This is a genomic window from Streptomyces sp. NPDC001744, assembly GCF_042892575.1.
Lineage (GTDB): Bacteria > Actinomycetota > Actinomycetes > Streptomycetales > Streptomycetaceae > Streptomyces.
In genome coordinates this window covers 145455-169108 of sequence record NZ_JBIAUG010000005.1, presented here as the reverse complement: position 1 = coordinate 169108, position 23654 = coordinate 145455, and the positions used below count along the sequence as shown (strand labels likewise).

Here is a 23654-nt window from a genome sequence, read left to right as displayed (position 1 = left end):
ACTCCGATCTCTCGGCCTGAGGAAGACGGGTGGGACGGATGAACGTCCTGGGTCAAAGCCGTTTGCCACGGGTTGAGTTGCTCGCATCGCCCTGCGGCGTTCTCGGTCTGCTGCGACAGTAGCCAGGGCACCCCAAGGCACCCCGGAAAATCCTTCCGGGGTCCACTTCGGCCACGAGGTGATGATCAGGACATGCGCGGGATGACACAGAACCTGACCATCGGGGAGCGCGTCGCCTGGTACCGGCGTCGGCGCGGCCTCTCCCAAGAGGTCCTGGCCGGCCTTGTCGGCCGGACGACGGACTGGCTGAGCAAGGCGGAGAACAACAGGATCGAGCTTGATCGCCTTTCGGTGATCACCTCACTCGCCGATGCGCTCGACATCTCCCTCGGAGACCTGCTTGCCGAGCCGACCCTCATGGAGTGGTCGGCCGACAGCGGGCGCCGGACCGTCCCTGCGCTGCGCGAAACACTCATGGACTACAAGCAGCTCACTCCTTTACTGAGCCTCGCAGCCGAGGATGAGCCCCCTGCCCTGCAGGACCTTCGAGGCAACGTGCGCGATGTGCTCGATGCCTACCAGGCATCCCGGTACGGCTTTGCCACCCGACGTCTCCCCCTTGTCCTGGCCGATGCCCTCGCCGCGTCCCGCGCCTACTCGGGGCACGAGGCAGAGGAAGCCCACGCGCTGCTCGCTCTCGCCTACCACGGGGCGGCCATGGTGCTGGGCAAGCTGGGAGAGCCCGAGCTGGCATGGATCGCCGCGGACCGTGGCCTGGCAGCAGCGCAGTCCAGCGGCCGCAGCGAGGTTACGGGATCGCTCTTCCGAGCAGTCACGCACTGCCTCCTGGCCACCGGACGCTTCACAGCCGCGGTCCAGCTGGTGAACGATGCGGCAGCCGTCATGCAGCCGGAGTTGGGCGCCGCCAATCACGAGTACCTCTCGGTGTACGGCACGCTGTTCCTCGCCGGCGCGATGGCCGCCGCGCGGGCAGAGGACCGGGCGACCACGCAGAACTTCCTCCGCGAAGCCGACGAGGCCGCGCAACGACTCGGCACCGACGCCAATCACATGTGGACGGCCTTCGGCCCGACCAACGTGGCCATCCACTGCGTGGCCACCGCCGGCGAACTCGGCGACATCCAGATCGCCGCAGACCTGGGCGCACGAATCGACACGACCGCCCTGCCGGTGGAGCGGCGCGTACGACACAGCCTCGAAGTCGCCAGGGCGCTGAGCTCCTGGAACCGCACCGACGAAGCCCTGGCCGTCCTGCTGGAAGCCGAACAGGCCGCGCCCGAGCAGGTGCGCCACCACTACCTGAGCCGGGAACTGGTTATCGGCTGGATACGTGGCACCAGAGGCCGGCCTGCCCATCCCGTGGCAGACCTGGCCCGCAGACTGGGCGTTGTCGCCGGCAGCTAAAGTCCGAACCGTGAGCGAGAACGAGCACGAAGCAAAGATGGCCCGCCCCCGCATGGCAGCCGGCGCTCTCTTCTTCGACGAATCCGATCGAGTCCTCCTCGTCGAGCCGTCCTACAAGGACTACCGCGACATCCCCGGGGGCTACGTCGAGGAGGGGGAGTCACCCCGACAAGCCTGCGTGCGTGAGGTGCAGGAGGAACTCGGCATCGCACCGCACATCGGTCGCCTCCTCGCCGTCGACTGGGCGCCGAACCAGGGAGAGGGCGACAAGGTCCTTTACCTCTTCGATGGCGGTCGCCTGAGCGTTGAGCACCGGGAGCAGATTGCATTGCAAGCGGACGAGCTCCGCGGCTACGACTTCCACAACCCTGACCAAGTGCCCGGGCTCACCATCCCCCGCCTCGCACGCCGAATCGCAGCGGCCATCCAGGCCCGAACAAACGGCCTGACCGCTTACCTCGAACACGGCCAGTCGCCGGAACCAGGGGCCTGACTGCTCCCCATCACGGCCACGGGGAATGGGAAGCACGGCCCGTGGCACGAAACCCCGTCGGCACGACGATTGAGGTCTGCCCTACCTGTCCAATTCCCTTCTCCCTACTGATCACGTCCTCCTAGACTGTGTGCCTTCGACACAGCAGGGTGGCGACGCGGTCAGGCACCACGAGGATGGAGTAGCTGGTGGGGGATATGGACGAGCGGCTGCGGAAACTGGCGAAGTCCTCTCCGAACTTCGGCATCCTCTACCCACTGAAGCCCCTGCTGTCGCTCTACGGCGCCCAGGCCGAGGCCACGGTCTTCACAAACCCGAACTCCTCGCTCGTCCAGGCGGGCCAGTTCGGCGAAGTCCTCGCAGAGGAGCTCATCACTCGGATCGGCATGCGGGTGGACGGCGATCGGCAGATCGACCGGTTGACCGCCCTGACGCGAGCCGGCGTCCTGATTCCCGAGACACGGCGGGATTTTGACCAGCTGCGGGTGGATCGCAACAAAGCTGCCCATGCCCACCTGTTCGATACGGCACGGGCGCTTGATGCCGTTCGCGTCTGCCACAAGCTTGGCCTGTGGTTCCACGACGCGATCTCCGGGCGCCGCACGGTCGTGGAGTTCGTGCCGCCTACGGATCCGCAGGCGGTCGAGCGCCTCTCGGATCCGGACGAGGTCGCGGAACTGAATGAGGCCCTGGACGGCCACCGCCAGGCACTGACCGATGCGCGCACGCGTCTCACGGAGTCCACGAGCGAGCTGGAGGCCGAGCGGAAGGCACGGGCCGAGGCGGAGCGCCTCATCGCCAGTGCCAGCACGAACAACGCGGAGCTCCTGGCCCAGATCGAGCAGTTGGCAGCGCAGGTTGCCGAGATGCGCGTTGCTCAGACGGCCGCCTACGAAGAGGCCCGTCAGGCTCCGCGCAAGGTCGATCCGGCGGCCCGTGACCTGATCATCCATCGTGCGCAGCGGCGTGCTCCGCTCAACGAGATCGAAGCCCGTAAGGAGATCGACAAGCTGCTGCGCGCCGCTGGCTGGGTGGTGCAGGACCGCAGCGAGGTCAACCCCATGGCTGGCCAGGGTGTGGCCGTGCGTGAGTTTACGCTCGCCACGGGAAGGGCCGACTACGTCCTGTACGTGGACGGACAGATCGCCGGAGTCATCGAAGCCAAGCGTGAGGGCACGCACTTGGCCAGCGCGGTCGCGCAGAACGACCGCTACGCGGGCGGAGTGCTCAAGGAGCACCGTCTCGCGGTATGGCGTGAGGATGAGCCGTTCGCCTTCCGATACGCGACCACTGGCACCGAGACGTACTTCATCAACCGGTTGGACCCCGAGGCGCGCTCCCGTGAGGTGTTCGCCTTCCACAAGCCGGAAACCATCGCCGACTGGATGCGCCGAGCCGAGGAGCACCCGGCGGCCCCGACCTTCCGCGCCGCCCTGCGCAGTGTTCCGGAGCTCCACCGCAACGGTCTTCGGCCGGCGCAGATCGAGGCGATCAAGGGCCTGGAGAGCTCGCTCGCCCTGGACAAGCCGCGGGCCCTAATTCAGATGGCGACCGGCGCGGGCAAGACTTACACCGCCGTCTCCCAGACGTATCGGCTGCTCAAGCACTCCCGAGCCCGTCGTGTGCTGTTCCTGGTGGACCGAAACAACCTCGGTAAGCAGGCGCTGGACGAGTTCCGAAAGTTCACGACCCCGGACGACGGCCGCAAGTTCTCCGACATCTACAACGTCGAGCGCCTGGGCGCGGCGGGACTGCAGGACAGCAGCTCGGTGGTGATCTGCACGATCCAGAAGATGTATCGCCTGCTAACCGGCGAGCAGCTCGTAGACGACGACTCGGTAGACGAGGCGAACGACGACACGGCGTACGAAGAGTCCTACGCCGCCGCGCGGCCCATCGAGGTGGGCTACAACCCGGCGGTGCCGATCGAGTCGTTCGACCTGATCATCGTGGACGAGTGCCACCGCTCGATCTACGGCCTCTGGCGCGCGGTGCTGGAGTACTTCGACGCCCACCTCGTCGGGTTGACAGCCACTCCAACCCTTCAGACCCTCGGCTTCTTCGGCCGGAACCTCGTCTCCGAGTACACCTATCCCCAGGCAGTAGCCGACGGAGTCAACGTCGACTTCGACGTCATCCGCATCCACACAGATTTGCGGGAGAACGGCGGCGCAACCATAGAAGAGGGCACAACGGTCAAGATCCGTGACCGGAAGACCCGCTACCAGCGCTACGAGCAGCTGGCGGACGACTTCACCTACACCACCCGTCAGATCGGACGCTCGGTGGTGGCCGTCGATGAGATCCGAGCCGTTCTCACCGCCTATCGGGACAACTGGCAGCGGTGGTTTCCCGGCCGCAAGGAAGTCCCCAAGACGCTGATTTTCGCGGTCGGTGAGGACCACGCCGAGGACGTTCTTGCTCAGGCCAAGGAGGTCTTCGGGCGGGGCGACGAGTTCGCCAAGAAGATCACGTACAAGAGCCGCAAGGCCGGCGAGGACCCTGACGAGCTGATTCGTGCACTGCGGACGTCCCCGCGCCTCCGGATCGCCGTGACCGTCGACATGATCGCGACCGGCACGGACGTCAAGGCGCTGGAGTGCGTGATCTTCTTGCGGGAGGTGCGCAGCGCGGTCCTCTTCGAGCAGATGAAGGGGCGCGGTGCCCGCACAATCGACCCGACTGAGCTGCGCGAGGTGACTCCTGGCGGGGATGAGCGGGTACGTAAGGAGCGCTTCGTTCTTGTGGACGCCGTGGGCGTCACCGACTCACCGCTCGTAGACGCCCGCCCGCTCGTCCCGGCCGGGGAACGCCAGGTCTCCCTGGCCAAGCTTCTCGACAAGGCTGGTACCAAGTCGATCAGCGCCTCCGAGGCGGAGATCCTCGCTGGCCGTCTGGCGCGTCTTAATCAGCAGCTCAACGACGGCGAGCGCGACCAGATCGCGAAGGCTGCAGGTGGCCGCTCCCTCTCGGAGATCGCGAGCACCATCGTCAAGGCCATCGACCCCGACAGGCAGGACCAGGCCAAGGCCGAGGGCGGCGAGAAAGCGGCCCACGCATTGGTCGTATCGGCAGTGGCTCCGCTCACGGGCAGCCCGGACCTGCGAAAGCTGATCATCGAGATCCGTCGGGACAAGGACTACGTAATGGACGAGACCACCGCGGTCTCGGTCACCGATGTCCACGCGATTCCCCGAGAGGAACGGGCGCGAGAGCAGGTCGACCGCTGGAGCCGCCTGCTCAGGGATGAGCGAGACAAGATTGCGGCGATCTCGATCGCTCTCTCCAGCCCCCGCTCGGTAGGGCCCACCGAGGCGTACGACGCACTCAAGGAGTTGGCAGACAAGATCCGCCGTCCCAACTTCGCCTGGACCCCTCAGGTCCTGTGGAACTACTACGAGGACCTCGGCCGCGCCACCGAGCAGTCTGGCAGCGAGGCCGGCGTACCTGATCTCATCTCGCTCATCCGGTACGAGCTCGGCATCGATTCGGAGCTCAAGCCGTACCGTGAGACGGTAGAGGAACGCTTCGAAGGCTGGCTGCTCCGGCAGAGGCAGGCTGGCGTGGAGTTCACGGAGGACCAGATGTGGTGGTTGGAGGCCATCCGCGACGTTGTTGCTAGTGACGTCGGCATCGCTCCGGCAGACTTCCGAGCCGAACCATTTAACAAGCGTGGCGGCGGCAAGGGCCTGGCCTTGGCCTTTCCGGGGCGCGACCCTCACGATCTCCTGAATGAGCTGAATCGAGAACTGGCTTGAGAAACACCGAACTGCCGCCGGGGTGGGACCTGGCTCCGTTGGCGGATCTCGTTTCAATTGATGGCGTCCTCAGTGATGGTGACTGGGTCGAAAGTAAGGACCAGGATCCCGACGGCGAGGTTCGCCTTGTGCAGCTGGCGGATGTTGGGGACGGCTTTTTTCGCGATCGGAGCAATCGATCGCTAACACTCGCAAAGGCTGACGAGCTCCGTTGCACCTTTATTCGGGAAGGTGACGTTCTCGTAGCCAGAATGCCGGACCCGCTGGGTCGCGCGTGTATTTATCCGGGAGGGAATCGACCTGCAGTCACTGTGGTCGATGTCTGTGTCATCAGGCCGGGCCGTTACGGTGTCGACAACCGATGGCTCATGTGGGCTATTAACTCTCCGCAAGTGCGAGGTCAGATTAGCAGCCTTCAGACCGGCACGACGAGGAAGCGAATCTCTAGGAAGAACCTCGAGACGGTTCAGGTCGCGGTGCCGCCGCTTGCGGAACAGCGCCGTGTGGTCGAGATTCTCGAAGACCACCTCTCCCGCCTTGATGCTGCCGTTCGAGACCTAGAGGCTGCCCACCGCAAGGTCTCCTCTTTCCGTAAGGCAATCCTGTTGTCACTCGTGCCGGGGGATTGTCCTGAGTCGTGGGAGGTCACGACGGTTGGCGAGGCAGGCGCTATCGACCTCGGCCGACAGCGACACCCGGACTGGCACCATGGCCCGGAGATGCATCCCTATTTGCGCGTAGCTAACGTATTCGAGGACCGAATCGACACGGCCGACGTCATGGAGATGGACTTCTCTGGGGTGTTCGATCGGTACAAGCTTGAGCCCGGAGACATCCTGCTCAATGAGGGTCAGAGTCCCCACCTGGTTGGCCGTCCCGCGCTTTACCGGGGTGAGCCTGCCGGCGTGGCATTCACAAATAGCCTCCTGCGCTTCCGTGCACGTCCTGATGTCTTGCCCGAATGGGCGCTGATGGTGTTTCGTCGGCACCTGCACGCTCGCCGGTTTATGCGGGAGGTTCGAATTACGACGAACATCGCGCATCTCTCTTCTAAGCGCTTGAAAGCCGTGGAGTTCCCGATTCCGCCGATGGAAGAGCAGAAGCGCCTTGTTCAGCGTTGCGAAGAACTACTGACAGACGCAGATGCCTTGGAACGCGGGCTGAGTCAGGGCCTCCAGCGCGCTAAGAGTCTTCGCAAGGCCCTGCTTGCCCGTGCCTTCGATGGCGCCCTCGTCCCACAGAATTCTGAGGACGAGCCCGCCAGCGCGCTACTCGAGCAGATTAGGGTCGGGCGAGCATCGTCGGGCCGGAGCGCGGCGACCGTCCGAGGTCGCCAGCCACGAAAGGCGGCGGGCACGACCGCATCCAAACTGGCTCCGGCTCCCTCGGCCGTCTCGTCCTCCGTCTCCCGTACCGCCGTTCAGCAGGAGTTTGAGCTCTGATGAGCACCACCGAGACCAACTCGATCACCCCCGCCAAGGCGGTCGTCCAGACTAACTCGCTCGTCGCCAAGCTGTGGAGCTACTGCAACGTTTTGCGCGATAACGGCTTGTCGACCATCGAGTACGTTGAGCAACTTTCGTACTTGCTCTTCCTCAAGATGGCTGACGAGCTCGCCGCCGATCCATTCGCTGAGGAAACGGCAGATCCGATCGTGCCCGCGAACTTGGATTGGCAGTCACTTGTCTCCAAGCGTGGTGAGGAGTTGGAAGCGCACTACCGCAGGGTGCTTACTGAGCTTGGCAAGCATCCTGGCACCACGTTGGGTACCGTCTTCGCAAAGGCCCAGAACCGGATCACGGAGCCCGCCCTCCTCGAAAAGCTCGTCGTCGAACTGATCGGGAAGACCGACTGGGTCCTCGAAGGCACGGACCTGAAGGGCGACGCTTATGAGGGGCTGCTTGCCAAGGGTGCTGAAGACACTAAGACCGGCGCAGGCCAGTACTTCACTCCCCGGCCGCTGATCGACGCCATGGTCCAGGTGATGCGGCCTGGCCCCACGGATACGATCACTGACCCAGCCTGCGGTACCGCTGGCTTCCTGATCGCGGCCCACAGCCACATCCGCGAGCATCACCTCAAGGGCCTCTCGCGTGAGCAGCGCCTCGCGCTGGGGCAGGGGACAATCTGGGGGAACGAGCTCGTCCCCGGTACAGCCCGCCTTGCCGCGATGAACATGTTGCTGCACGGCATTGGTGAGGCTGGTGGAGAATCTCTCATCACCACGGGTGACGCCCTTGCCGACGCACCTTCTCGGCGTGCCTCGCTCGTCCTTGCCAATCCGCCGTTTGGTAAGAAGTCGGCGATCACCGTCAGGGGTACGGATGGCAAGACGGACCGGGAGGACATTAGTTACGACCGGTCTGACTTCCGTGCGACGACCACAAACAAGCAATTGAACTTCCTGCAGCACATCATGTCGCTGATGGAGATGGACGGCCGCGCTGCGGTTGTCCTGCCCGACAATGTGTTGTTCGAGGGTGGGGCCGGCGAGAAGATCCGGCGGCGCCTCCTCCAGGAGTTCAACCTCCACACGATCCTGCGTCTGCCCACGGGCATCTTCTACGCTGGCGGCGTCAAGGCGAACGTCCTGTTCTTCGAGAAGAAGCCCCCGCGGGCCGACGACGTACCCAACACGTCTGAGGTCTGGGTGTACGACTTCCGGACCGGGATGCACTTCACGCTCAAGCAGCGACCCCTCCGCCTGGCCGACCTGGCCGACTTCATCGAGGCGTACAAGGCGGACGACCGCTCGACGCGCAAGGAGACCGAGGACGGCCGCTTCAAGCGGTTCACGTACGAGGAGCTCATCGCCCGTGACAAGGTCAACCTCGACGTCACCTGGCTGAAGGACCCGGCGCTCGACGACGCCGACAGCCTGCTCCCTCCCGAGGTCATCGCCCAGGAGATCGTAGAGGACCTCCAGGCCGCCCTCGCTGAGTTTGAGGCTATCGCCGAGGCACTGGGCGGCGAGGTCAAGCCGGACGTCGCAGCCGAGGAAGTCATCGCGGAGGCGTAGGTCCGGGGGGTCTTTCGCCCGTGCCGGTCTCGCCCAAGGCGCGAGGCCGGCACCGGAGCGCGTCGTGTGGGGTTCCCGTTTCTCCTCAGCGGGCTCCCCAGCCACGGTGCGCTTCGGGTCCGTGTGGGCTCCAGCCGTTCAGGTAGGGCGCCAGCTCCTCGGGCTTCGGTTCGCGAGCCGTGGGCATGGCGGGGAGATCGGTCAGTGGGTCGAGGCTCTGAACGTAGCGGCGTGCCCAGGCCAGCCACCCATGTGCCGAGGCCACCGCCGCCTCGTCTTCTCCGGCCGCCTCATGCAGCCGGCGCTCCAGGGCGTCGCAGTACGCGCTCAGGTTTGCCGCTTCCTGCCACTGGCCGGCTTGCGCACGGAGTACCTCGGCATATTGTTCCTGCGCGGCCAGGTCCTTCGCCTTCTCCATGGCCGCCCGCCAGCGAACCTCGCGCTCGGCCTTCGCCCGCTCCTCGTCCGCCTTCCGCTGCGCGTCCTCCACGGCGCGGGTCTCGACCTCCTGGAGTACGGCTCCCAGAATGTCCTCCAGGACCCAGCGCTTGCGATCGGCCCATCGGGACTGTCGACTGGATCGGCTGTAGCCGAGTTCGATCACGAGGCTCTTCGAGCGCTCCGGATCGGTGGACTGGGGAGACTCCTGCTGGATCGTAACGGTGTAGGTGAAGCCGTCCACGACCAAGTCCAGTTCGCCCTCACGGAGGGAGTAGCTGGAAGGGTAGTGCCGCCCGTTGTACGTGTAGGCACGGCTGCGCCGGCGGGAGGGAACTTCATGCTCTTTCACCTTGTGCCCGCGACGCACTGCCTCGGCGACGAGGCCCTGGAGAAGCAGCAACGATCGGCGGCGCAGCGGGGCGGGCACAACGAGTCGGCCCTCGTCGTCTCTCAGCGCAGCCACGATCGGATGCGGAGAGCGCAACTGAGTGGGTACGTGGACGGGCGGCGCCTCATCCGGCCTCTGCCTCAGTGAGTTGGGGTGTGGCCCCTCGACCAGAGAGATCTGCAGGTCGCGATTCCACATGCGGAGACTTTCGATGCGTTTACCCTCAGGGACGAGGCTGTGGCGCTTCGCGTAGTCGATCACGCGTCGCCACTCCGTCACCGTCACATCGTCGGGCTCGGTGATGGTGACCCGCCTGTCCGTAACGAGTCGCTCGATGAGCTCCTGCGCCTTAGTGCGACGGGCAAGTGCAACTGGCCTGTCGGCGTAGGACGCGGAGCGGGTGCCGCCTGCCGCCTTCCCCTCGGCGGTCTTCTTTTCCCCGTCATGCGCGGGGTCGTCCGGGTGGTGGCCGTGCTGGATGTAGAAGGTGCCTGCCTCGGTGACCTGGGCATCCACCTCACCCCCGCTGCGCTTGATCGTCACCAGCCCTCGGTCGCGCAGCGCGTAGGCGGTGCGGAACTCACCGGGGTCCCAGGAGGGCTCCTCGGACTCCTTGCCGTTCGCGAGCCGGCCGAGCAGGGCGAGCTGTCGTTCGTTCAGGGGAGACCAGCGATGCATGGCAACAGCTCACCCCGGTGCCGGGCCCGGTGCAATGACTCGTACGGGTGGTCGCTCTGGCAGCACCGGAGACCTGCGGGTTTGCGGTCGTCGGACGGCCTGCTTGCGTGAGCGCTGCGTGAGCGGACTGGGTGGCACTAGGGTGGACCCGGCGTCATGGTGATCACGGTCGGACGCCTCTGATCTGGGAAAACGGGATTCGGTGGCACCGTCCAGCACCAGTCGGGATGATCTTGCGGGCCCTCGTAATGCGTAGGTCTCGGGTTCGAATCCCGAAGGCGGCTCAGAAAGGGCCCAGTTCAGATGCACTCTGAACTGGGCCTTTGTGGTTTTCAAGATCGATCAGCAGGGGCGAACGGTGCTTCTGGGAGCACCGTGATCGCTTCCGGTGGGCATCCGGTGGACAGGTGGAGAGAACGCGTGCGGCACGGTGGACAAGCGGACGTCCGGGAAGGCTTTTCGGCCGGGCGGTGCTGAGGGGGAGATCCCTGGTCCGCCGGCCGTAACGCTGTGGGAAGCGGCTTGGAGGACCTCCACAAGACGGAGGGCCGGGGTGGGCGGTGAGTTCGCGCGCGGCGACTGTGCGGCGGGTGGGAGCGGCGGACCGACGCCCCGCCCATCCTGGAGTGGTCCTTCCCCGAGCCGTTGGGCCCGCGGAAGGTGATCGGGGAGTTCGCGATGGCCGACGTCGTGACCGTGCCCACCCACCTGGCCGCTCCGGACGTGACCACCTGCATGACGGCCGACGCCGACCGCGACGTCGTCGCCTCCGGCACGCCGGAGCCCGCCGGCACCGATGACAGCGGCCGTTCCGACCGGACGTTCCTCGTGGAGGCCGTCGTGCGCTCCGGAGGCACCGAACGGCGCGCGACGGCCCGGGGCAGGACGTCCACGCCGTCGCTGCCCCCTCGTCGTGGAAGCGTTCGCACGCGTGCTGACCGGCCGCATCCGTACGGTCGGCGTCGCCTCCGCGGGCGCGCTCTTCGACGCGCCCGACTTCCTCCGCGCTCTGTCCCCGCACCTCACCTTCGAAACGGGCGTGCGACGGGACGTCCGTCCGGGAACTGATGTCCTGTCCCGTACGTCCCAACAAGGGGACGGAAGGCGCAGCTTGGCGAGGGGGGAGCCGGCGTGACCGTGACACTGGCCGAGGAGATCATGCTGCTGTCGCTGGACGACGCGTCCGGGGCGGTGCGCGAGCGCCAGGCCTGCCAATGGGCGGTCGCGGGCGGGCTGGTCCTCGACCTGGTGCTCGCCGGCCGGCTCTCGGTGGACGGGGGCCGGATGGCCGTGGTCGACACGGCTTCGACGGGGGTGGGGCTGCTCGACGGCCGTCTCGCGATGATCGCCGTCCGGGCGGCGGGGCGCAGCCGGCCGCAGAAGGTGACGGCGTGGCTGACCAAGGACCACCGCAAGGCCCTGGACGCCACCGTCGCTTCCCTCGCGGAGCGCGGGCTCGTCGGCGAGGAAGAACGCAAGGTGATGGGGATGTTCCCGGTGCGGCGGTTCCCCGGGGTCGACGGCGCTGTCGAGAGGGAACTGCGCACACGGCTGGAAGAGACGGTGCTGCGGCGGGCCGAACCCGAGGACCGGACGGCCGGTCTCGTCGCGCTGCTGCACGGGGCCAAACTGCACCGGTTGGCCTTCCCCGGTCTGCCGTCGCGTGAGGTCGTTCCGCGGATGCGGGAGATATCCGAGGGGCAATGGGCCGGTGAGAGCGTCCGCAAGGCGATCCGGGAAATGCAGTCGGCGATGACCGCGGTCGCCCTCGTCACGATGAGGAGCTGAACCCCGGCGGTCCCCCGAACGAACTTCTAGTTGATTCCCTGGAAGAAGTCGTCGTCCGGCGGGGTGTTCCCGGCGGATTCGCGGATCTGGGCGATGAGTTCCTCGTCGCTCAGCGCGGGCGGCGGAGCCGGCGCCGAATCGAGAAGCGTGTGCAGGGTTTCACGGAGCGACTCGGAAGAGTCTCGCTCGCATTCCGGTTCCGGATCTCGCAGATTCTCACTCATGGCTCAACCCTAGGGCACGAGAAGCAGAATTGATGAGCCTCTCGCGCAGTTTCAGGGATCGCGGAGCACCACCGACACCTCGGGGGCCGCGGCGCGCATCCGGCCCCCAGAGTGCCGGGCCGCCGCACCCTTGGCAAGGGGTGCCCCGGGGCGGCGGGCGCCCGGCCCGCGCGCGGGGTGCGAAGCACCCGTACCCGCGCGAGCCGGGCCCCCTCCCGCTGTCGGGCAGTCGGATCCCCCTGTCTCTCCCCGTTCTCCCTTCCCCCGTGGGTCAGTCCCCGTCGCGGAGGTCCGTCCCGCCCATCCGGTCGCGCAGGATGCGCAGCGCGCGGGAGGTGGAGCTGCGGACCGTCGCGGCGGAGCACTCCATGATCTGCGCGACCTCCTCCGTGCCGAGGTCCTCCCAGTAGCGCAGGTAGACCAGGCCGCGCTGCCGAGAGGTGAGCGTGGCGAGCGCCTTGAGCAGGAGCAGTCTGTCCCCGATGCGGGCCGACTCCTCCGGCGTGGGCGCGGACTGGGGTTCCGGTAAGGAGTCCTGGAGCAGCTCGCGGGTCCAGCGGAGCTTGCGCCGTTCGTCGATGAAGAGCCGCACCATCACGGTGCGGGTGTAGGCGGAGAGCGAGCGGTGGTGGTCCAGCCGCTCCCAGGACCGGTACACGGCGATCAGTGTCTGCTGCACAAGATCGTCGGCCGCGAACCAGTCCCCCACCAGTACGAAGGCGTTGCGCCTCAGTGCTGTTCGGGCACCCACGACGTGTCGTGCGAAGTCCTCCTCGTGCGCTTTGTCCAATCTGTTCATCCCCGTTTCAAGATTCTTTGTCTTGGCGAACAGCGTTCCGACCTGTCCACCACGTGTAGAAGGCTGGAACCGTTCGCAGCAGATCGTGAATCCGAGCCGCGCACGGCGCCCAACGGAGTCAAACATGTCCTCTGCTCTCCCGCTAGTGATCAGAAGAAACAACATGATTGGCAATGCGCCGGCCTCATGGTGCGAAGCGGACTTGCACGTGCCACGAACGAGGGAATCAATTTGCGGCTTCAGCGAATGCGAATAGGACGAGATTTCGGCGTCGGACCGGTCGGACCGTCGGCGACCGCGGAGGGTGGGGAATGAGGACACTCCAGGCGACACCGCAAGGTGCCGCGGTACCCGAGTCGCTGCGCCGGATCGGCCGGCTGGTGTCGCCGTACGGACTGGTTTCCAGGCTCACCTGGCTGCCCGTCACCGAGGGCGAACCCGACTTCGCCGTCTTCTCCGGATCCCTCGGTGACCCGGGCGCGGTCCTCGCGACGCAGTCGGAGTGGACGCACGACGCCTCCTCCGGAAACTTCGACGGAGCCGGCGGGGCACTGGACCGGGAGACGGCCGCGCACCTCGCCGCCGCCGAGTCCCTGGAGCGGTACTCCTCGTGCGCCTGGTCCCCCCGGGACATGATCTGGGCGACCGCCGAGGAACTCGGCGAGGACGCCATCCCGCCCTGGGAGTGGCCGAACCTCGCACCGGCCGAACTGGCCGACCCACGCTGCGGCCTGGTCCCCACCGACCGGCGGATGCCGCTGCGCTGGGTCGAGGGCTGGTCCCTCGCCCGCGGCCGCAAGGTGTACGTCCCCGCCGTACAGGTCTTCCTCAAGTGCTCGCCCGAATCGGCCGCCGAGCGCTACGTCCACCCCGTCTCCACGGGCTGCGCCACCCACGCCGACCCGCTGGCCGCGATAGCCAACGGACTGATGGAAGTCGTCGAACGGGACTCCATCGCCCTGACCTGGCTGCAACGGCTGCGGCTGCCCCGGCTGGAGTTCTCGCCCGGGGAACTGGCCCCCGAACACCGGGCCTTCGTCGAACGGGCCGCGAACGAGAACATCCGCACCCTGCTCTTCGACGCCACCACCGACCTCGGCATCCCCGTCATCTACGGGGTGCAGCTCGCCGACCACGACCCGGACCTCGCCCAGCTCGTCGTCGCCACCTGCGACACCGACCCCGGCAAGGCCATCGCCAAACTGCACCGCGAGGCAGCCTCCCTGCGCATCGCGCTCCGCTCCCACGCGGGCCGCCACACGAACCCGGACGACCCGCAGGACATCGTCAGCGTCATCGGAGGCGCGCTGCTGGCCGGAAGGCCCGATCAGCGCCACCGGTTCGACTTCCTCCTGGAGGGCGAGCGCCCCGTACGGGCCTTCCGCGACCTGCCGCGGCCCGCTCCGGGGGCGGAGGAACTGCCGTGGCTGCTCGAACGGGTGTCCCGGGCCGGCGGTGAGGTCGTCGTCGTCGACATCACGACCGACGAGGCCCGCCAGGTGGGCGCCACCGCCGTACGGGTCATGGTGCCGCAGCTGATGCCGCTCTCCTTCGCCCACCGGGCCCGCTACCTCGCCCATCCCCGCCTGTACGAGGCCCCCCGCGTCATGGGACACCCCGTGCACGGCCTCGACGGCATCAATCCCGATCCGCAGCCCTTCGCATGAGGTGGGTCATGAATCGTCACCTGCTCGTACTCGCCTCGGGGGACTTCGGCAAGGACGTCGCACGACGCCTGCGGGACGAACCCCGGGAGCACGGACACAAGGTCACCCTGAGGGAGATCGACGAGGGCACCCACCCCAGCCTGTGGCCCCGCGCCGACCTCATCGTCCTGGCCGCCTCCCACGCACGGCCCCGCATCGACGAGGCCACCGACCGGGCCGCGTTCGCCTGGGGCACGCCCTGGTTCGGCGTCCACACCGACGCCACCGAGGTGCTGTGCGGCCCCGTGGTGGTCCCCGGCCGCACGGCCTGCCACCGCTGCTACCTCCGTCGCCGCGCCCAGCACCGGCGCCCCGGGCACGACACCGCCGACACGGCGGAGCGGCACCCGACGGGCTATCCGGCCCACCACGCGGGCATCGCCGCCGCCTTCGCCCGGCAGGCCGTCGAGGAGGCGCTGGCCGCCCCGGCCGACGCGGAGGCCATCGGCGGCACCGTGCGGAAGTTCGACCAGATCAGCGGCGCCACCAGCAAGGCCCCCGTGATCGCGGTGGACCGCTGCGACCGCTGCCGGACCGCCGCCGACGGCGACGCGCTGTGGCGCCGGCTGGCCACCATCACCGAAGGGCGGACAGTGTGAGCGACCGATCCATGATGACCGCCGAAACCGTCGGCTCCGCCGCACGGTTCGACCCGCAGCTGCGCATCCCCCTGCGGCCGCGGTTGCGCCGGGGCCTCGTGGTCGCCGTCGAGGCCGACCAGGTGGTGGTGACCGGACCGCCCAAGAAGCAGCTGTTCCGCGGCCGCTCCGCCACGGAGATGCTGCCCGCGCTGCTCGCCCTGCTCGACGGCGAACGGACCCACGACCGGCTCGCCGCGGAACTCGCCCTGCCCGAAGAGGTCGTGTTCAAGGCGCTCTCGCTGCTCTGGACCTGCGGTGTCGTCGAGGAGGGCCCGCCGCCGGAGCCGGAGCGCGCGGCGGTCGCGGACCTCGACGACCGGCTCGCCGACTACCTCTCCCGGGTGGGCAGCGCCACCGAGGTGAACCCGAGCTGGGAGGAGGCCGCGACCCGCCTGCGCACCGCGGGGATCGAGGTCTTCGGCGATCCGGGTCTGGCCGCGCTCCTGCGCGAGGAGCTCACCGGCTCCGTGGAGATCACCGAGGGGGCCGGAGGAACCCCCTCCGAGCGGGCGACCCTCGCCGTCTGGGCCGACACCGGAACCGACACCGACTCCGCAGGCCGGGACGTCCTCGCCGCGCACTGCTGGGACAAGGGCGTCCCGATGCTGCGCCTGAGCGTACGGGGGCGCCGGGCGGCCCTGGGACCGCTGGTCGATCCCCGCACGACACCGTGCCTGGACTGCCTGACCGCCGACGACGAGGACGACGACCGTACGGCGGGCCCCGGCGACCACGCCCTCGCCGCCGCGCTGTTCGCCCGCGACCTGTTCGCCGCGGTCTCCCGGACCACCCCGACACCGCTGCCGATGCGCTGGCGCGTGGTCGACCTGGAGACCCTCGGCCAGCGGGACACCGCCTCCGCGACCCGGCCCGGCTGCCCGCGCTGCTCGGTCGCGGACGGGCCGGTCGTGGATCGCGCCGCGCCGGCCACCCGCTTCGAGGCGTCCGTGGCCATGCCGCCGAAGGAGTTCGCCGACCTCAAGGCCCACCAGATGCACTACAAGCCGTCCAACCTGGCCCTCCAGCGCGTCTCCCGGACCTGGCCCGTCGCCCCCGCCGTCGCCCTCCCGCCGCCCGGCCACGCCCGGCTCGACCGCTCCGCGCGCTCCGTCCCGCCCCGGGAGACCGCCGCACCCGGCCCGGACGTCCTGTCGCTGCTGCTCTCCGTCACCGCGGGGATCAGGGCCGACCACGCCGACAAGGTGTCCCGCTGGACGGCGAGCGGCGGCAACATCGGCTCGGTGACCGCCTACGCGGTGGTCCGTGACGTCCCCGGGATCAGCCCCGGCGTCTACGGATACGTCGCCTCGGGGCACCGCCTCGCCAGACTCTCCTCCCGCGCCGACGCCCTGCCCGGGGACCGGCCGTTCAGCATGGTGCTGACCGGCGACTTCCCCAAGGTGGCCCGCAAGTACTCCGCCTTCGCCCTGCGGATCGTCCTGCTCGACAGCGGGTGCGCCCAGGCCACCGCCCGGGAGGCGGCCCACACCCTCGGCGTCGGTTTCGCCCTGCGCCCCCGCTGGGACGACGAGGCCCTCGCGGCGGCCCTCGGGATCAACCCCGACATGGAACCGGTCACGGCCGTCATCGACCTGGGAGACCCCGCATGAGCAGCCCGCACGACCTCGCGGCGGAACTCCTCACCGCGTTCCGCACCCCCGTTCCCGCCGGCGTCCCCGCAGGGCCGGCGCACGTACAGCCGGTGGCCCAGCCGCCCGCACCCCTCGGACCGCCCGTCGCCTTCGCCGGCCGGCGGCGGGAGCGCTCCTCCCTGCTCACCGTGCTGGAGAAGCGCCGCTCCATACGGTTCTTCGGACCGCAGCCCGTCGACGCCGGACTCCTCGCCGACGTCGCGGCCCGGGGCATCGAGGCGGACCGCGCGTCCTGGCGGGAGGAGGCGGAGCCGCTGCCGCTCCAGCTCAACGTCGTCGCCTTCCGCCTCGGCGGCCTGGAACCCGGCATGTACGCCCTGGACACGGGCGCGGCAGCGGGAGCCGGTCCGCAGGAGCGGTCCTACCTCCCCGTCGCGCCGCTCCCGGACGGCGAGGCCCTCCACGACCTCACCGTCCAGCGGGAGTTCTGCGACTCCGCCGCCATCGTCTCCCTCGCCGCGGACCTCGACCTGGCGAGCCGGCTGTACGGCGCCCACGGCTACCGGACGCTCATGACCCGTGCCGCGGCGGCCGCCTACACGATGTGGCTCGACGCCGTCGCGGTCGGACTCGTCGGCACCGTCTTCGCCGGGTTCATCCCGGCCTCCGTGAGGCTGCCGCTGCGCAGCGACGGGGCCAGCAGGCACCAGCTCTTCGCCCTGGCCCTCGGCGGCGCACCCGTGCCGCCCCCCACACCTCCGGGGCCGACCGGCCACCGGTGATCCGAGAGAGACCGACACCGAGAGAAGGAAGTGATCCGATGAACGACGCCACCGCGTGGGAGCTCGACCTCCACAGCGTCGACCTGGGTGACGACGCCCTGTCCATCGAGCAGATCCCCGAGGGCGTGGCGCTGGGCACCTTCAGCACCGCCTCCAGCGCGACCACGGCCAGCTGCCCGGTCAGCAGCGCCGGAAGCATCATGACCGCCAACTGCACGGGCTGACCCCAGCCCGGACCGCACCCGAAGAAGGGACACGCACCATGCCCGAACTGGAACTCTACGTACTCGACGACATCCTTCAGGACTCCCTGGAGATGGAGACGCTGGCAGACGGCAACGCGCTCGCGTCGGTCTCCACCGCGGGATCGGCCAGCTCGGCCTCCTGCCCGGCGACCACCGCCTCCTCCTTCACCTCCTTCTCCAGCTACACCTGACCGGCCCGGGGGTGCCCCACGGGTGCCTCCCCGCCGCGCCCATCCCGCCCGCAGCACCCTGACGAAGGGAACACGACCCGTGGACATCAACGAGGACGGCTTCGACCTGTACGCCCTGGACGGCGAGCTGTCCGTCGAGGAGCTGCCGCAGGGCAACGCGCTCGGCTGCTGGTTCTCCGCCGCTTCGGCGTCGACCGCGTCCTGCCCGGCGACCTCGGCCTCCAGCGTCGGCAGCGCCTCCACCTTCGGCTGACCGCCCCCACACGGCCCCGCCACCTCCAGAAGGGACATCCCCTGTGAACGAGTACGGCACCGACAAGCTCATCGACCTCTACGCGATGGACGAGGAGCTGTTCGTGGAGGAGCTGCCGCAGGGCAACGCCCTGGGCTCCTTCTCCAGCGCCACTTCGGCGAGCTCCTTCTCCTGCCCCGCCAGCTCGGCCAGCAGCGCCACCACGGCCTCCTGCGTCGGCTGAACCGCTCCGTCCCCGCCGGCCCGCTCGGGCCGCGCACCGAGAAACAGAGAAGAGGTGACACCCCATGAACGAGCACGGCACCGACAAGCTCATCGACCTGTACGCGATGGACGAGGAGCTGTTCGTGGAGGAGCTGCCGCAGGGCAACGCCCTGGGCTCCTTCTCCACCGCGACGTCCGCCGCCTGCGCGTCGTGTCCGGTCAGCTCGGCCAGCAGCGCCACCACGGCGTCGTCGTACGGGTGACCGGACCCGGCAGGCGGTGCCTCACTGGCTGACACCGTTTTCGGCACCTGCCCGCCGGGCTCGGCCCCTTCCTTCCGGCGGCGCCGTCACCGGCGCCGCCGGAAGGCGGCTTTCCCATTCGCAGCATCCTGCAACGCAGGGCCCGGGGTCAACGGGTCGCGGCCCGTCGGCCCCGGGCGTCCAGGAGTACAGGAGAGGTAGACAGTGATCAGTTCGCCACCGAAGCTCCGAGACGAGCTGGAGGTCATCCGCGGGATGGACGACATTCCGCTGATCTTCGATCCGGTCACCGGGAACTACCACCGCATCACCCGGGCCGGCGAGGTGGTCCTCACCTACCTGGACGGCACCCGCACCCGCGACGACCTCGTCGCCTTCCTCTCGCGCGCCGACCAGGACCGGGCCGCGGCGCTCTCCCGGCAGATCGACACCTTCCTGGCCGCCCTGGACCGCGGCGGGCTCCTCGTGGGCTCCGCACCGCCGGACAAGCCCCGGGACGGCCGCCGCGTGCGCACGTCCATGCTGATGCCGCGGATCATCCTGACCCGCTCCCTGCCCCGCCTCCTCGAACCCGTGGCCGTCCCGCTGCGCGCCGTACCGGCCCTCCTGCCGGTGCTCGTCGCGGTGCTCGGCGCACTCGCCGGCTACGCCTTCGGCCTCCACACCCTCTTCACGGCGACGCCGCCCCCGCAGGACCTCGCGGGACCCGCGTTCCTGATCGCCACCGGAGTGATGCTGCTGTACGTGCTGCTGCACGAGAGCGCGCACGCCCTGGTCGCCCAGGTCCTCGGCACACCCGTCCGCGGACTGGGGGTCGCCCTGCTCTTCTACTTCATGCCGGTCGCCTACGTGGACCGCACCGACGCCTACCGCTTCAAGGGCCGCGGCGGACGCGTCCTGCTGGCCATGGCCGGCATCCTCATGGACGGCTGGTCCTGCGCCCTGTCGGGGGCCGTCGCCCTGAACTCCACCGGACTCGTCCGCGACACCGCGGCCCTGCTGCTGGGCATGCAGCTCCTGATGCTGATCATCAACCTCAACCCGATGATGCCCAGCGACGGTTACACCGCCCTCGAAGCGGCCACCGGACTCACCAACGCCCGCGGGCGCGCGTTCGCGCTGCTGCGCCACACCGCCCGCCGTCAGGAACTCCCCCCGCACCTCGCCAACCTCAGCACGGCGGCCCGCCGCGGACACATGGCCTACGGCCTGTTCTCCGCGGCCTACGTCTGCCTCCTCGCCTACGCCATGTTCCACGCCGTCCCGGTCACCGTCGACCTCGCCCTCTCGGCGGTGGGCCGATGACCTCCTTCGTCATCTCCCCGGTGGTGCTGACCCGGGTGGCGGGACTGCCCTCCGACGTCCTCGACCTGGTCGCCCCGGCCACCCGCAAGCTGCTGGCCGAACACGCCGACGCCGTCCGGCGCCTGGGCGCCCTGGCCCCCGCGCTCACCGACGCCCTCTTCGCCCTCGTCCCCCTCCTCGACGACGACGTGGCGCTGCGCCGCCGGGTGCTGGCCGCCAAGCGGTCCGTCAACCGCCTGGACCCGCTGCCCGGGGACGCGGACGTACGGCGCCGGCTGGCCGACCGGCTCCCGGCCGACGCGGCGCCCCTGCTGGAGGACTGGGTACGCCTCACCGGCGAACGGCAGTCCCTGCTGCAGCAGTTGTCCGTCCAGCTCGCCGAGGACCGGGAGCGCTCCGCCGCCGCCCTGCACCGCACCCTCGAAGGAGGCGCGGACCTCACCGACGGCGCGGGGGACTGCGGCTTCGCCGCCTCGCTGGCCATCGCCGCCCCCGACTGGATACGCCACCGGGACCACCGGGCCCGCTCGGCGAAGAAGCTGAAGACGCTCTACTCGTACGTCGCCCGCGCCGCCGTCAAGACCAGCCCCTTCTCCGGGCTGACCACCGTCGGCGAGGCCGGAGCGCAAGGCCGCGGCCGTGGCCGCAGCCGCACCTCCGCGACCCTCGCGTACCTGGCGCTGAGCAGGCTCGCGCGCGACCCCGCGACGGCCGGTCTGCTGCGCTACCGCGCCGCACCGGTGTACCCCGGCACCGCCACCGAACCGGACGGGCTGCTCCTGCACAGCGAGGTGGTCATCACCGAGGGCGTGGTGTGGCGCCACGACCGGGCCGTCGAGGCCGACCACGCCCTGCCCGCGCTGGCCCGGCTGGACACCGGCGGCACGTTCCCCGAACTCCTCGCCTCCGTCGGCGGCGCCCGACCCTTCACCCGGTTCCTGCGCCTGCTGGACACCGGCGTCCTCCAGCCCCTCCCGCCCTGGGAGAAGGGCGAGGACCCCTTCCCCGTCATGGCCGCGCTGCTCGGCAAGGAAGCCGCCTCGCCGATCTCCCGCGAGGACCTCTCCCGGGCCCACCACCTCGGCGACGGGGTCCGGTGCCAGGACAGCGGGGGGCGGATCACCGCCGCGGCGGAGCTGCGGGAGCTCACCGGCGGATGGAACGCGCACGAGGACCGCGGGGAGCGCAAACCCAGCGGGCTGGTCTACGAGGACCGCGAGAGCGGCCTGAACCTCCCCGACCCGCTGGACGTGCCCGAGGTCCGGGCCGACCTCACGACGCTGGGCGCGCGGATGCGCCCGTACGTCTTCCGCTCACACCTCTACGACCTCCTCCTGGAGAGCTTCACCGCGGAGTACGGTGCCGGGGGCGTCTGCCGGGACCCCCTCGGGTTCCTCATGCGCCTCACCGTCGACCGGGACGCCAACCCGCCGGTGGAACGCGCCCTGTTCGCCGACATGGCGAGCCGGCGCGACCCGGCCGACCGGGCCTGGCTCCCGGTCGGGCCGACCAGCGCCCCGCCGAACGCCGGAGTCTTCTTCCAGCTGGAGGCCGCGGACCACGCCGACATCGAGGCGGGCCGCCACCACCTCGTGGTGAACCAATTCGGGGCCGGCACCGGAGGCCTCTTCAGCCGCTTCGGCCGGCTCCTCGGCGACGGCTTCCGCGAGCGCCTCGCCGCGCACATCGCGAACTGCTGGCCCGGGGTCCCCTGCCGGGAACTGGTGGTGTGGGGCGACTGCAACACCGTGCAGTCCGAATGCGGCGACCTCCTGCCGCCCCTCGTCCTGCCGGGCGAGGTCGGGGCCGCGCACGGCACCACCCTGGACGATCTCGTCCTCGCCCACGACTCCCGCACCGACACGCTGTCCCTCTTCGACCGCTCCGGCGACCCCGTCGGACTGGCCTACCTGGGCCTCATCCCGCAACACCTGCTCCAGTCCTACGTCCGGCTGCTGGCCGTGCTCGCCGACCCCTGGGTCAACGGATCGCCGCACTCCGACTACACGATGACCAAGACCCACGAACTGGGCCCGCTCTGCGGCGAGGGCGTCGTGGAACTGCCCCGCGTCACCGACGGCCCCGGCAACCGGCTCGTCACCCGCCGCGCCTCGTGGATCGTCCCCGCCTCCGCGATCCCCGGCCCCGGGCACGACGAGACCGGACTCGCCGTCCGGCTCGACGAGTTCCGCCGTACGCACGGCATCCCCGAGGAGGTCTTCGTGCACCAGCTCGCCGGCGCCGGCAACGCCCTCGGCATGAGCGCCGACCGCAAACCGATGTGGGTGTCCCTGGCCTCCCCGCTGTCCGTGGGGGTCCTGCACCACTGGCTGAGTCCGCGGACCAGCCACCTGCGCCTCGTGGAGGCACTCCCCGGGCGGTCCCGGCACGCCCAGCGCGACACCCTCGGCCGCCCCCGGGTCACCGAGCACGCGGCCCTGCTGGCCTGGCCCGAGGAGGACCGATGAGCACCGCAGCGCACCGTACGCACCTGGCAGACCCGGAGACGGACACGGACTGGTGGTACGTCCGCGCCTACCCGGGACACCCGGACGCCATCGACGAGGCCACCCGGGTGCTGATTCCCTGGCTGGCCGACCGGGCCACCGAGGAGGCGGCCACCGCCTGGTTCTTCACCCGCTACTGGGACATGAGCGGCCATCACCTGCGGCTGCGCCTGAGGTGCTCCGCCGACGGGACCGACCGCCTCCACGCGCGCCTGCCCGAACTCGTCGGACTGCTCCACGCGCTGGAGCGCCCCGGACCCGCGGAGCGCCTCGTCCCGGGCTCCGTGCCGCAGGGCCTGCCGATGATCAAACAGGTCCGCGGCTCCCTCTACTCGCCCGAACTCGCCAAGTACGGGGGCGCGCACGGCGCGGCCCGGGTGGAGGCGCTGTTCACGGCCTCCTGCCAGTGGTACGCCGAGCAGCGGATCGGCCACCTCGCACCGCTGTTCGACAGGGCCGCGCTGGCCGTCTCGTACATGGGCACGCTCGTGGCGGCGGCGTTCCCCGACCCCCAGGAGCGCACGGCGTTCTGGACCGCTCACCGCCGCCAGTGGGGGCGCCAACTGCGCATGGCCGCACCCGGCCAGACGGAACTGCACGCCCTGCTCGCCCGCGCCGCGCGGGGCACGGGCGAGGCCGCGGAGAACCTCGGCCCGGGCCTGCGGGAGAGCGCGGAGCGGCATGCGGAGACCGTCGTGGGGACCCTCGACGCCGCAGCCGTCGACGGCAACCCCGTACCGCGCGGGGAGTTGCTCCTGCACTACCTGCACATGGACCTCAACCGGTGGGGCTTCGTCCCGGCGGAGGAGAGCCTCCTGGGCGTGCTCGCATCCGCCAACTAGCGCGAACCGCAACGCACTTCCCTTCCTCGCATCCACTTGCCAACTTGGAAAGTGGATGCCAGGCTGGCAGGGCAGCGGTACGCACGGCAAGACCTCGGTGGAATCCGATG

General features: G+C 69.4%; 21 protein-coding genes and 1 pseudogene. 19 read left to right on the top strand and 3 right to left on the bottom strand.

Features of this window, described 5'->3' with window-relative positions; translation table 11 throughout:
• Nucleotides 1-201 precede the first annotated feature (201 nt).
• The 5 genes from ACFYZY_RS08730 (at nucleotide 202) to ACFYZY_RS08710 (ending at nucleotide 8695) form a co-directional block, all read left to right on the top strand.
• Nucleotides 202-1425, top strand: a complete 1224-nt coding sequence (locus ACFYZY_RS08730; RefSeq protein WP_361604193.1) for a helix-turn-helix transcriptional regulator — start codon at nucleotides 202-204, stop codon at nucleotides 1423-1425.
• A 10-nt stretch (nucleotides 1426-1435) separates the two neighbouring features.
• Entirely contained in the window at nucleotides 1436-1918 is a 483-nt protein-coding gene (locus ACFYZY_RS08725) for an NUDIX hydrolase (RefSeq protein WP_361604196.1), read from the top strand.
• A 197-nt stretch (nucleotides 1919-2115) separates the two neighbouring features.
• Nucleotides 2116-5676: a DEAD/DEAH box helicase family protein gene (locus tag ACFYZY_RS08720; protein ID WP_388691340.1), complete on the top strand. Its 3561-nt coding sequence runs from the start codon at nucleotides 2116-2118 to the stop codon at nucleotides 5674-5676.
• On the top strand, nucleotides 5673-7118 hold the full coding sequence (locus ACFYZY_RS08715) for a restriction endonuclease subunit S (protein WP_388691002.1): 1446 nt from the start codon (nucleotides 5673-5675) through the stop codon (nucleotides 7116-7118). Before ACFYZY_RS08720 ends, ACFYZY_RS08715 begins: the two co-directional genes overlap by 4 nt.
• Nucleotides 7118-8695 carry an N-6 DNA methylase gene (locus ACFYZY_RS08710; RefSeq protein WP_388690999.1) on the top strand — a complete coding sequence of 526 codons (1578 nt, stop codon included), beginning with the start codon at nucleotides 7118-7120 and terminating at the stop codon, nucleotides 8693-8695. The genes ACFYZY_RS08715 and ACFYZY_RS08710 overlap by 1 nt, the downstream gene beginning before the upstream one ends.
• Before the next feature lie 85 nt (nucleotides 8696-8780).
• Here ACFYZY_RS08710 and ACFYZY_RS08705 read toward each other — a convergent pair whose 3' ends face one another.
• Nucleotides 8781-10202, bottom strand: a complete 1422-nt coding sequence (locus tag ACFYZY_RS08705; RefSeq protein WP_388690997.1) for a cell envelope integrity protein TolA — start codon at nucleotides 10200-10202, stop codon at nucleotides 8781-8783.
• A 567-nt stretch (nucleotides 10203-10769) separates the two neighbouring features.
• On the opposite strand from ACFYZY_RS08705, the pseudogene ACFYZY_RS08700 reads away from it, so the two are divergent.
• Together ACFYZY_RS08700 and ACFYZY_RS08695 are read left to right on the top strand one after the other, a co-directional pair.
• Nucleotides 10770-11337 (top strand): annotated as a pseudogene (locus ACFYZY_RS08700) (hypothetical protein); the annotation flags it as partial.
• Nucleotides 11334-11990, top strand: a complete 657-nt coding sequence (locus ACFYZY_RS08695) for a GPP34 family phosphoprotein (RefSeq protein ID WP_388690994.1) — start codon at nucleotides 11334-11336, stop codon at nucleotides 11988-11990. The pseudogene ACFYZY_RS08700 and the gene ACFYZY_RS08695, both read left to right, overlap by 4 nt.
• A gap of 26 nt (nucleotides 11991-12016) precedes the next feature.
• Here the strand turns inward: ACFYZY_RS08695 and ACFYZY_RS08690 are convergent, their stop codons facing one another.
• Together ACFYZY_RS08690 and ACFYZY_RS08685 are read right to left on the bottom strand one after the other, a co-directional pair.
• Entirely contained in the window at nucleotides 12017-12214 is a 198-nt protein-coding gene (locus ACFYZY_RS08690; protein WP_388690992.1) for a hypothetical protein, read from the bottom strand.
• Between the two features lie 271 nt (nucleotides 12215-12485).
• A complete protein-coding gene (locus ACFYZY_RS08685; RefSeq protein ID WP_388690989.1) occupies nucleotides 12486-13013 on the bottom strand; it encodes a SigE family RNA polymerase sigma factor in 528 nt (175 codons plus the stop codon).
• A gap of 311 nt (nucleotides 13014-13324) precedes the next feature.
• Here ACFYZY_RS08685 and ACFYZY_RS08680 point away from each other — a divergent pair, with 311 nt between their 5' ends.
• The 12 genes from ACFYZY_RS08680 (at nucleotide 13325) to ACFYZY_RS08625 (ending at nucleotide 23544) form a co-directional block, all read left to right on the top strand.
• Nucleotides 13325-14680, top strand: coding sequence for a YcaO-like family protein (locus ACFYZY_RS08680; RefSeq protein WP_388690986.1), 1356 nt, complete (start codon nucleotides 13325-13327; stop codon nucleotides 14678-14680).
• 8 nt (nucleotides 14681-14688) lie between these two features.
• A complete protein-coding gene (locus ACFYZY_RS08675; RefSeq protein ID WP_388690984.1) occupies nucleotides 14689-15318 on the top strand; it encodes a TOMM precursor leader peptide-binding protein in 630 nt (209 codons plus the stop codon).
• A complete protein-coding gene (locus ACFYZY_RS08670; protein ID WP_388690982.1) occupies nucleotides 15315-16970 on the top strand; it encodes a hypothetical protein in 1656 nt (551 codons plus the stop codon). Before ACFYZY_RS08675 ends, ACFYZY_RS08670 begins: the two co-directional genes overlap by 4 nt.
• Nucleotides 16967-17734, top strand: coding sequence for a hypothetical protein (locus ACFYZY_RS08665; protein WP_388690980.1), 768 nt, complete (start codon nucleotides 16967-16969; stop codon nucleotides 17732-17734). The genes ACFYZY_RS08670 and ACFYZY_RS08665 overlap by 4 nt, the downstream gene beginning before the upstream one ends.
• A gap of 38 nt (nucleotides 17735-17772) precedes the next feature.
• Entirely contained in the window at nucleotides 17773-17958 is a 186-nt protein-coding gene (locus ACFYZY_RS08660) for a thiocillin family RiPP (protein WP_381416877.1), read from the top strand.
• Between the two features lie 38 nt (nucleotides 17959-17996).
• Nucleotides 17997-18170, top strand: a complete 174-nt coding sequence (locus ACFYZY_RS08655) for a thiocillin family RiPP (protein WP_381416878.1) — start codon at nucleotides 17997-17999, stop codon at nucleotides 18168-18170.
• Nucleotides 18171-18249: 79 nt separating this feature from the next.
• Nucleotides 18250-18423 (top strand): thiocillin family RiPP, encoded by a 174-nt coding sequence (locus ACFYZY_RS08650; protein WP_381436703.1) that lies wholly within the window; start codon nucleotides 18250-18252, stop codon nucleotides 18421-18423.
• 43 nt (nucleotides 18424-18466) lie between these two features.
• A complete protein-coding gene (locus ACFYZY_RS08645; RefSeq protein ID WP_388690976.1) occupies nucleotides 18467-18646 on the top strand; it encodes a thiocillin family RiPP in 180 nt (59 codons plus the stop codon).
• A gap of 64 nt (nucleotides 18647-18710) precedes the next feature.
• Entirely contained in the window at nucleotides 18711-18890 is a 180-nt protein-coding gene (locus ACFYZY_RS08640) for a thiocillin family RiPP (protein ID WP_381416881.1), read from the top strand.
• 204 nt (nucleotides 18891-19094) lie between these two features.
• Nucleotides 19095-20195: a hypothetical protein gene (locus ACFYZY_RS08635; protein ID WP_388690973.1), complete on the top strand. Its 1101-nt coding sequence runs from the start codon at nucleotides 19095-19097 to the stop codon at nucleotides 20193-20195.
• Nucleotides 20192-22663 carry a hypothetical protein gene (locus tag ACFYZY_RS08630; RefSeq protein ID WP_388690970.1) on the top strand — a complete coding sequence of 824 codons (2472 nt, stop codon included), beginning with the start codon at nucleotides 20192-20194 and terminating at the stop codon, nucleotides 22661-22663. The genes ACFYZY_RS08635 and ACFYZY_RS08630 overlap by 4 nt, the downstream gene beginning before the upstream one ends.
• Nucleotides 22660-23544, top strand: a complete 885-nt coding sequence (locus ACFYZY_RS08625; protein ID WP_388690967.1) for a lantibiotic dehydratase C-terminal domain-containing protein — start codon at nucleotides 22660-22662, stop codon at nucleotides 23542-23544. The genes ACFYZY_RS08630 and ACFYZY_RS08625 overlap by 4 nt, the downstream gene beginning before the upstream one ends.
• The last annotated feature ends 110 nt before the right edge of the window (nucleotides 23545-23654 follow it).

Coding starts and splice junctions, on each gene's coding strand:
- ACFYZY_RS08625 (WP_388690967.1), top strand. CDS start 22,660: ATGAGCACCGCAGCGCACCGTACGCACCTGGCAGACCCGGAGACGGAC.
- ACFYZY_RS08730 (WP_361604193.1), top strand. CDS start 202: ATGACACAGAACCTGACCATCGGGGAGCGCGTCGCCTGGTACCGGCGT.
- ACFYZY_RS08690 (WP_388690992.1), bottom strand. CDS start 12,214: ATGAGTGAGAATCTGCGAGATCCGGAACCGGAATGCGAGCGAGACTCT.
- ACFYZY_RS08640 (WP_381416881.1), top strand. CDS start 18,711: ATGAACGAGCACGGCACCGACAAGCTCATCGACCTGTACGCGATGGAC.
- ACFYZY_RS08705 (WP_388690997.1), bottom strand. CDS start 10,202: ATGCATCGCTGGTCTCCCCTGAACGAACGACAGCTCGCCCTGCTCGGC.
- ACFYZY_RS08710 (WP_388690999.1), top strand. CDS start 7,118: ATGAGCACCACCGAGACCAACTCGATCACCCCCGCCAAGGCGGTCGTC.
- ACFYZY_RS08655 (WP_381416878.1), top strand. CDS start 17,997: ATGCCCGAACTGGAACTCTACGTACTCGACGACATCCTTCAGGACTCC.
- ACFYZY_RS08660 (WP_381416877.1), top strand. CDS start 17,773: ATGAACGACGCCACCGCGTGGGAGCTCGACCTCCACAGCGTCGACCTG.
- ACFYZY_RS08685 (WP_388690989.1), bottom strand. CDS start 13,013: ATGAACAGATTGGACAAAGCGCACGAGGAGGACTTCGCACGACACGTC.
- ACFYZY_RS08680 (WP_388690986.1), top strand. CDS start 13,325: ATGAGGACACTCCAGGCGACACCGCAAGGTGCCGCGGTACCCGAGTCG.
- ACFYZY_RS08720 (WP_388691340.1), top strand. CDS start 2,116: ATGGACGAGCGGCTGCGGAAACTGGCGAAGTCCTCTCCGAACTTCGGC.
- ACFYZY_RS08675 (WP_388690984.1), top strand. CDS start 14,689: ATGAATCGTCACCTGCTCGTACTCGCCTCGGGGGACTTCGGCAAGGAC.
- ACFYZY_RS08665 (WP_388690980.1), top strand. CDS start 16,967: ATGAGCAGCCCGCACGACCTCGCGGCGGAACTCCTCACCGCGTTCCGC.
- ACFYZY_RS08630 (WP_388690970.1), top strand. CDS start 20,192: ATGACCTCCTTCGTCATCTCCCCGGTGGTGCTGACCCGGGTGGCGGGA.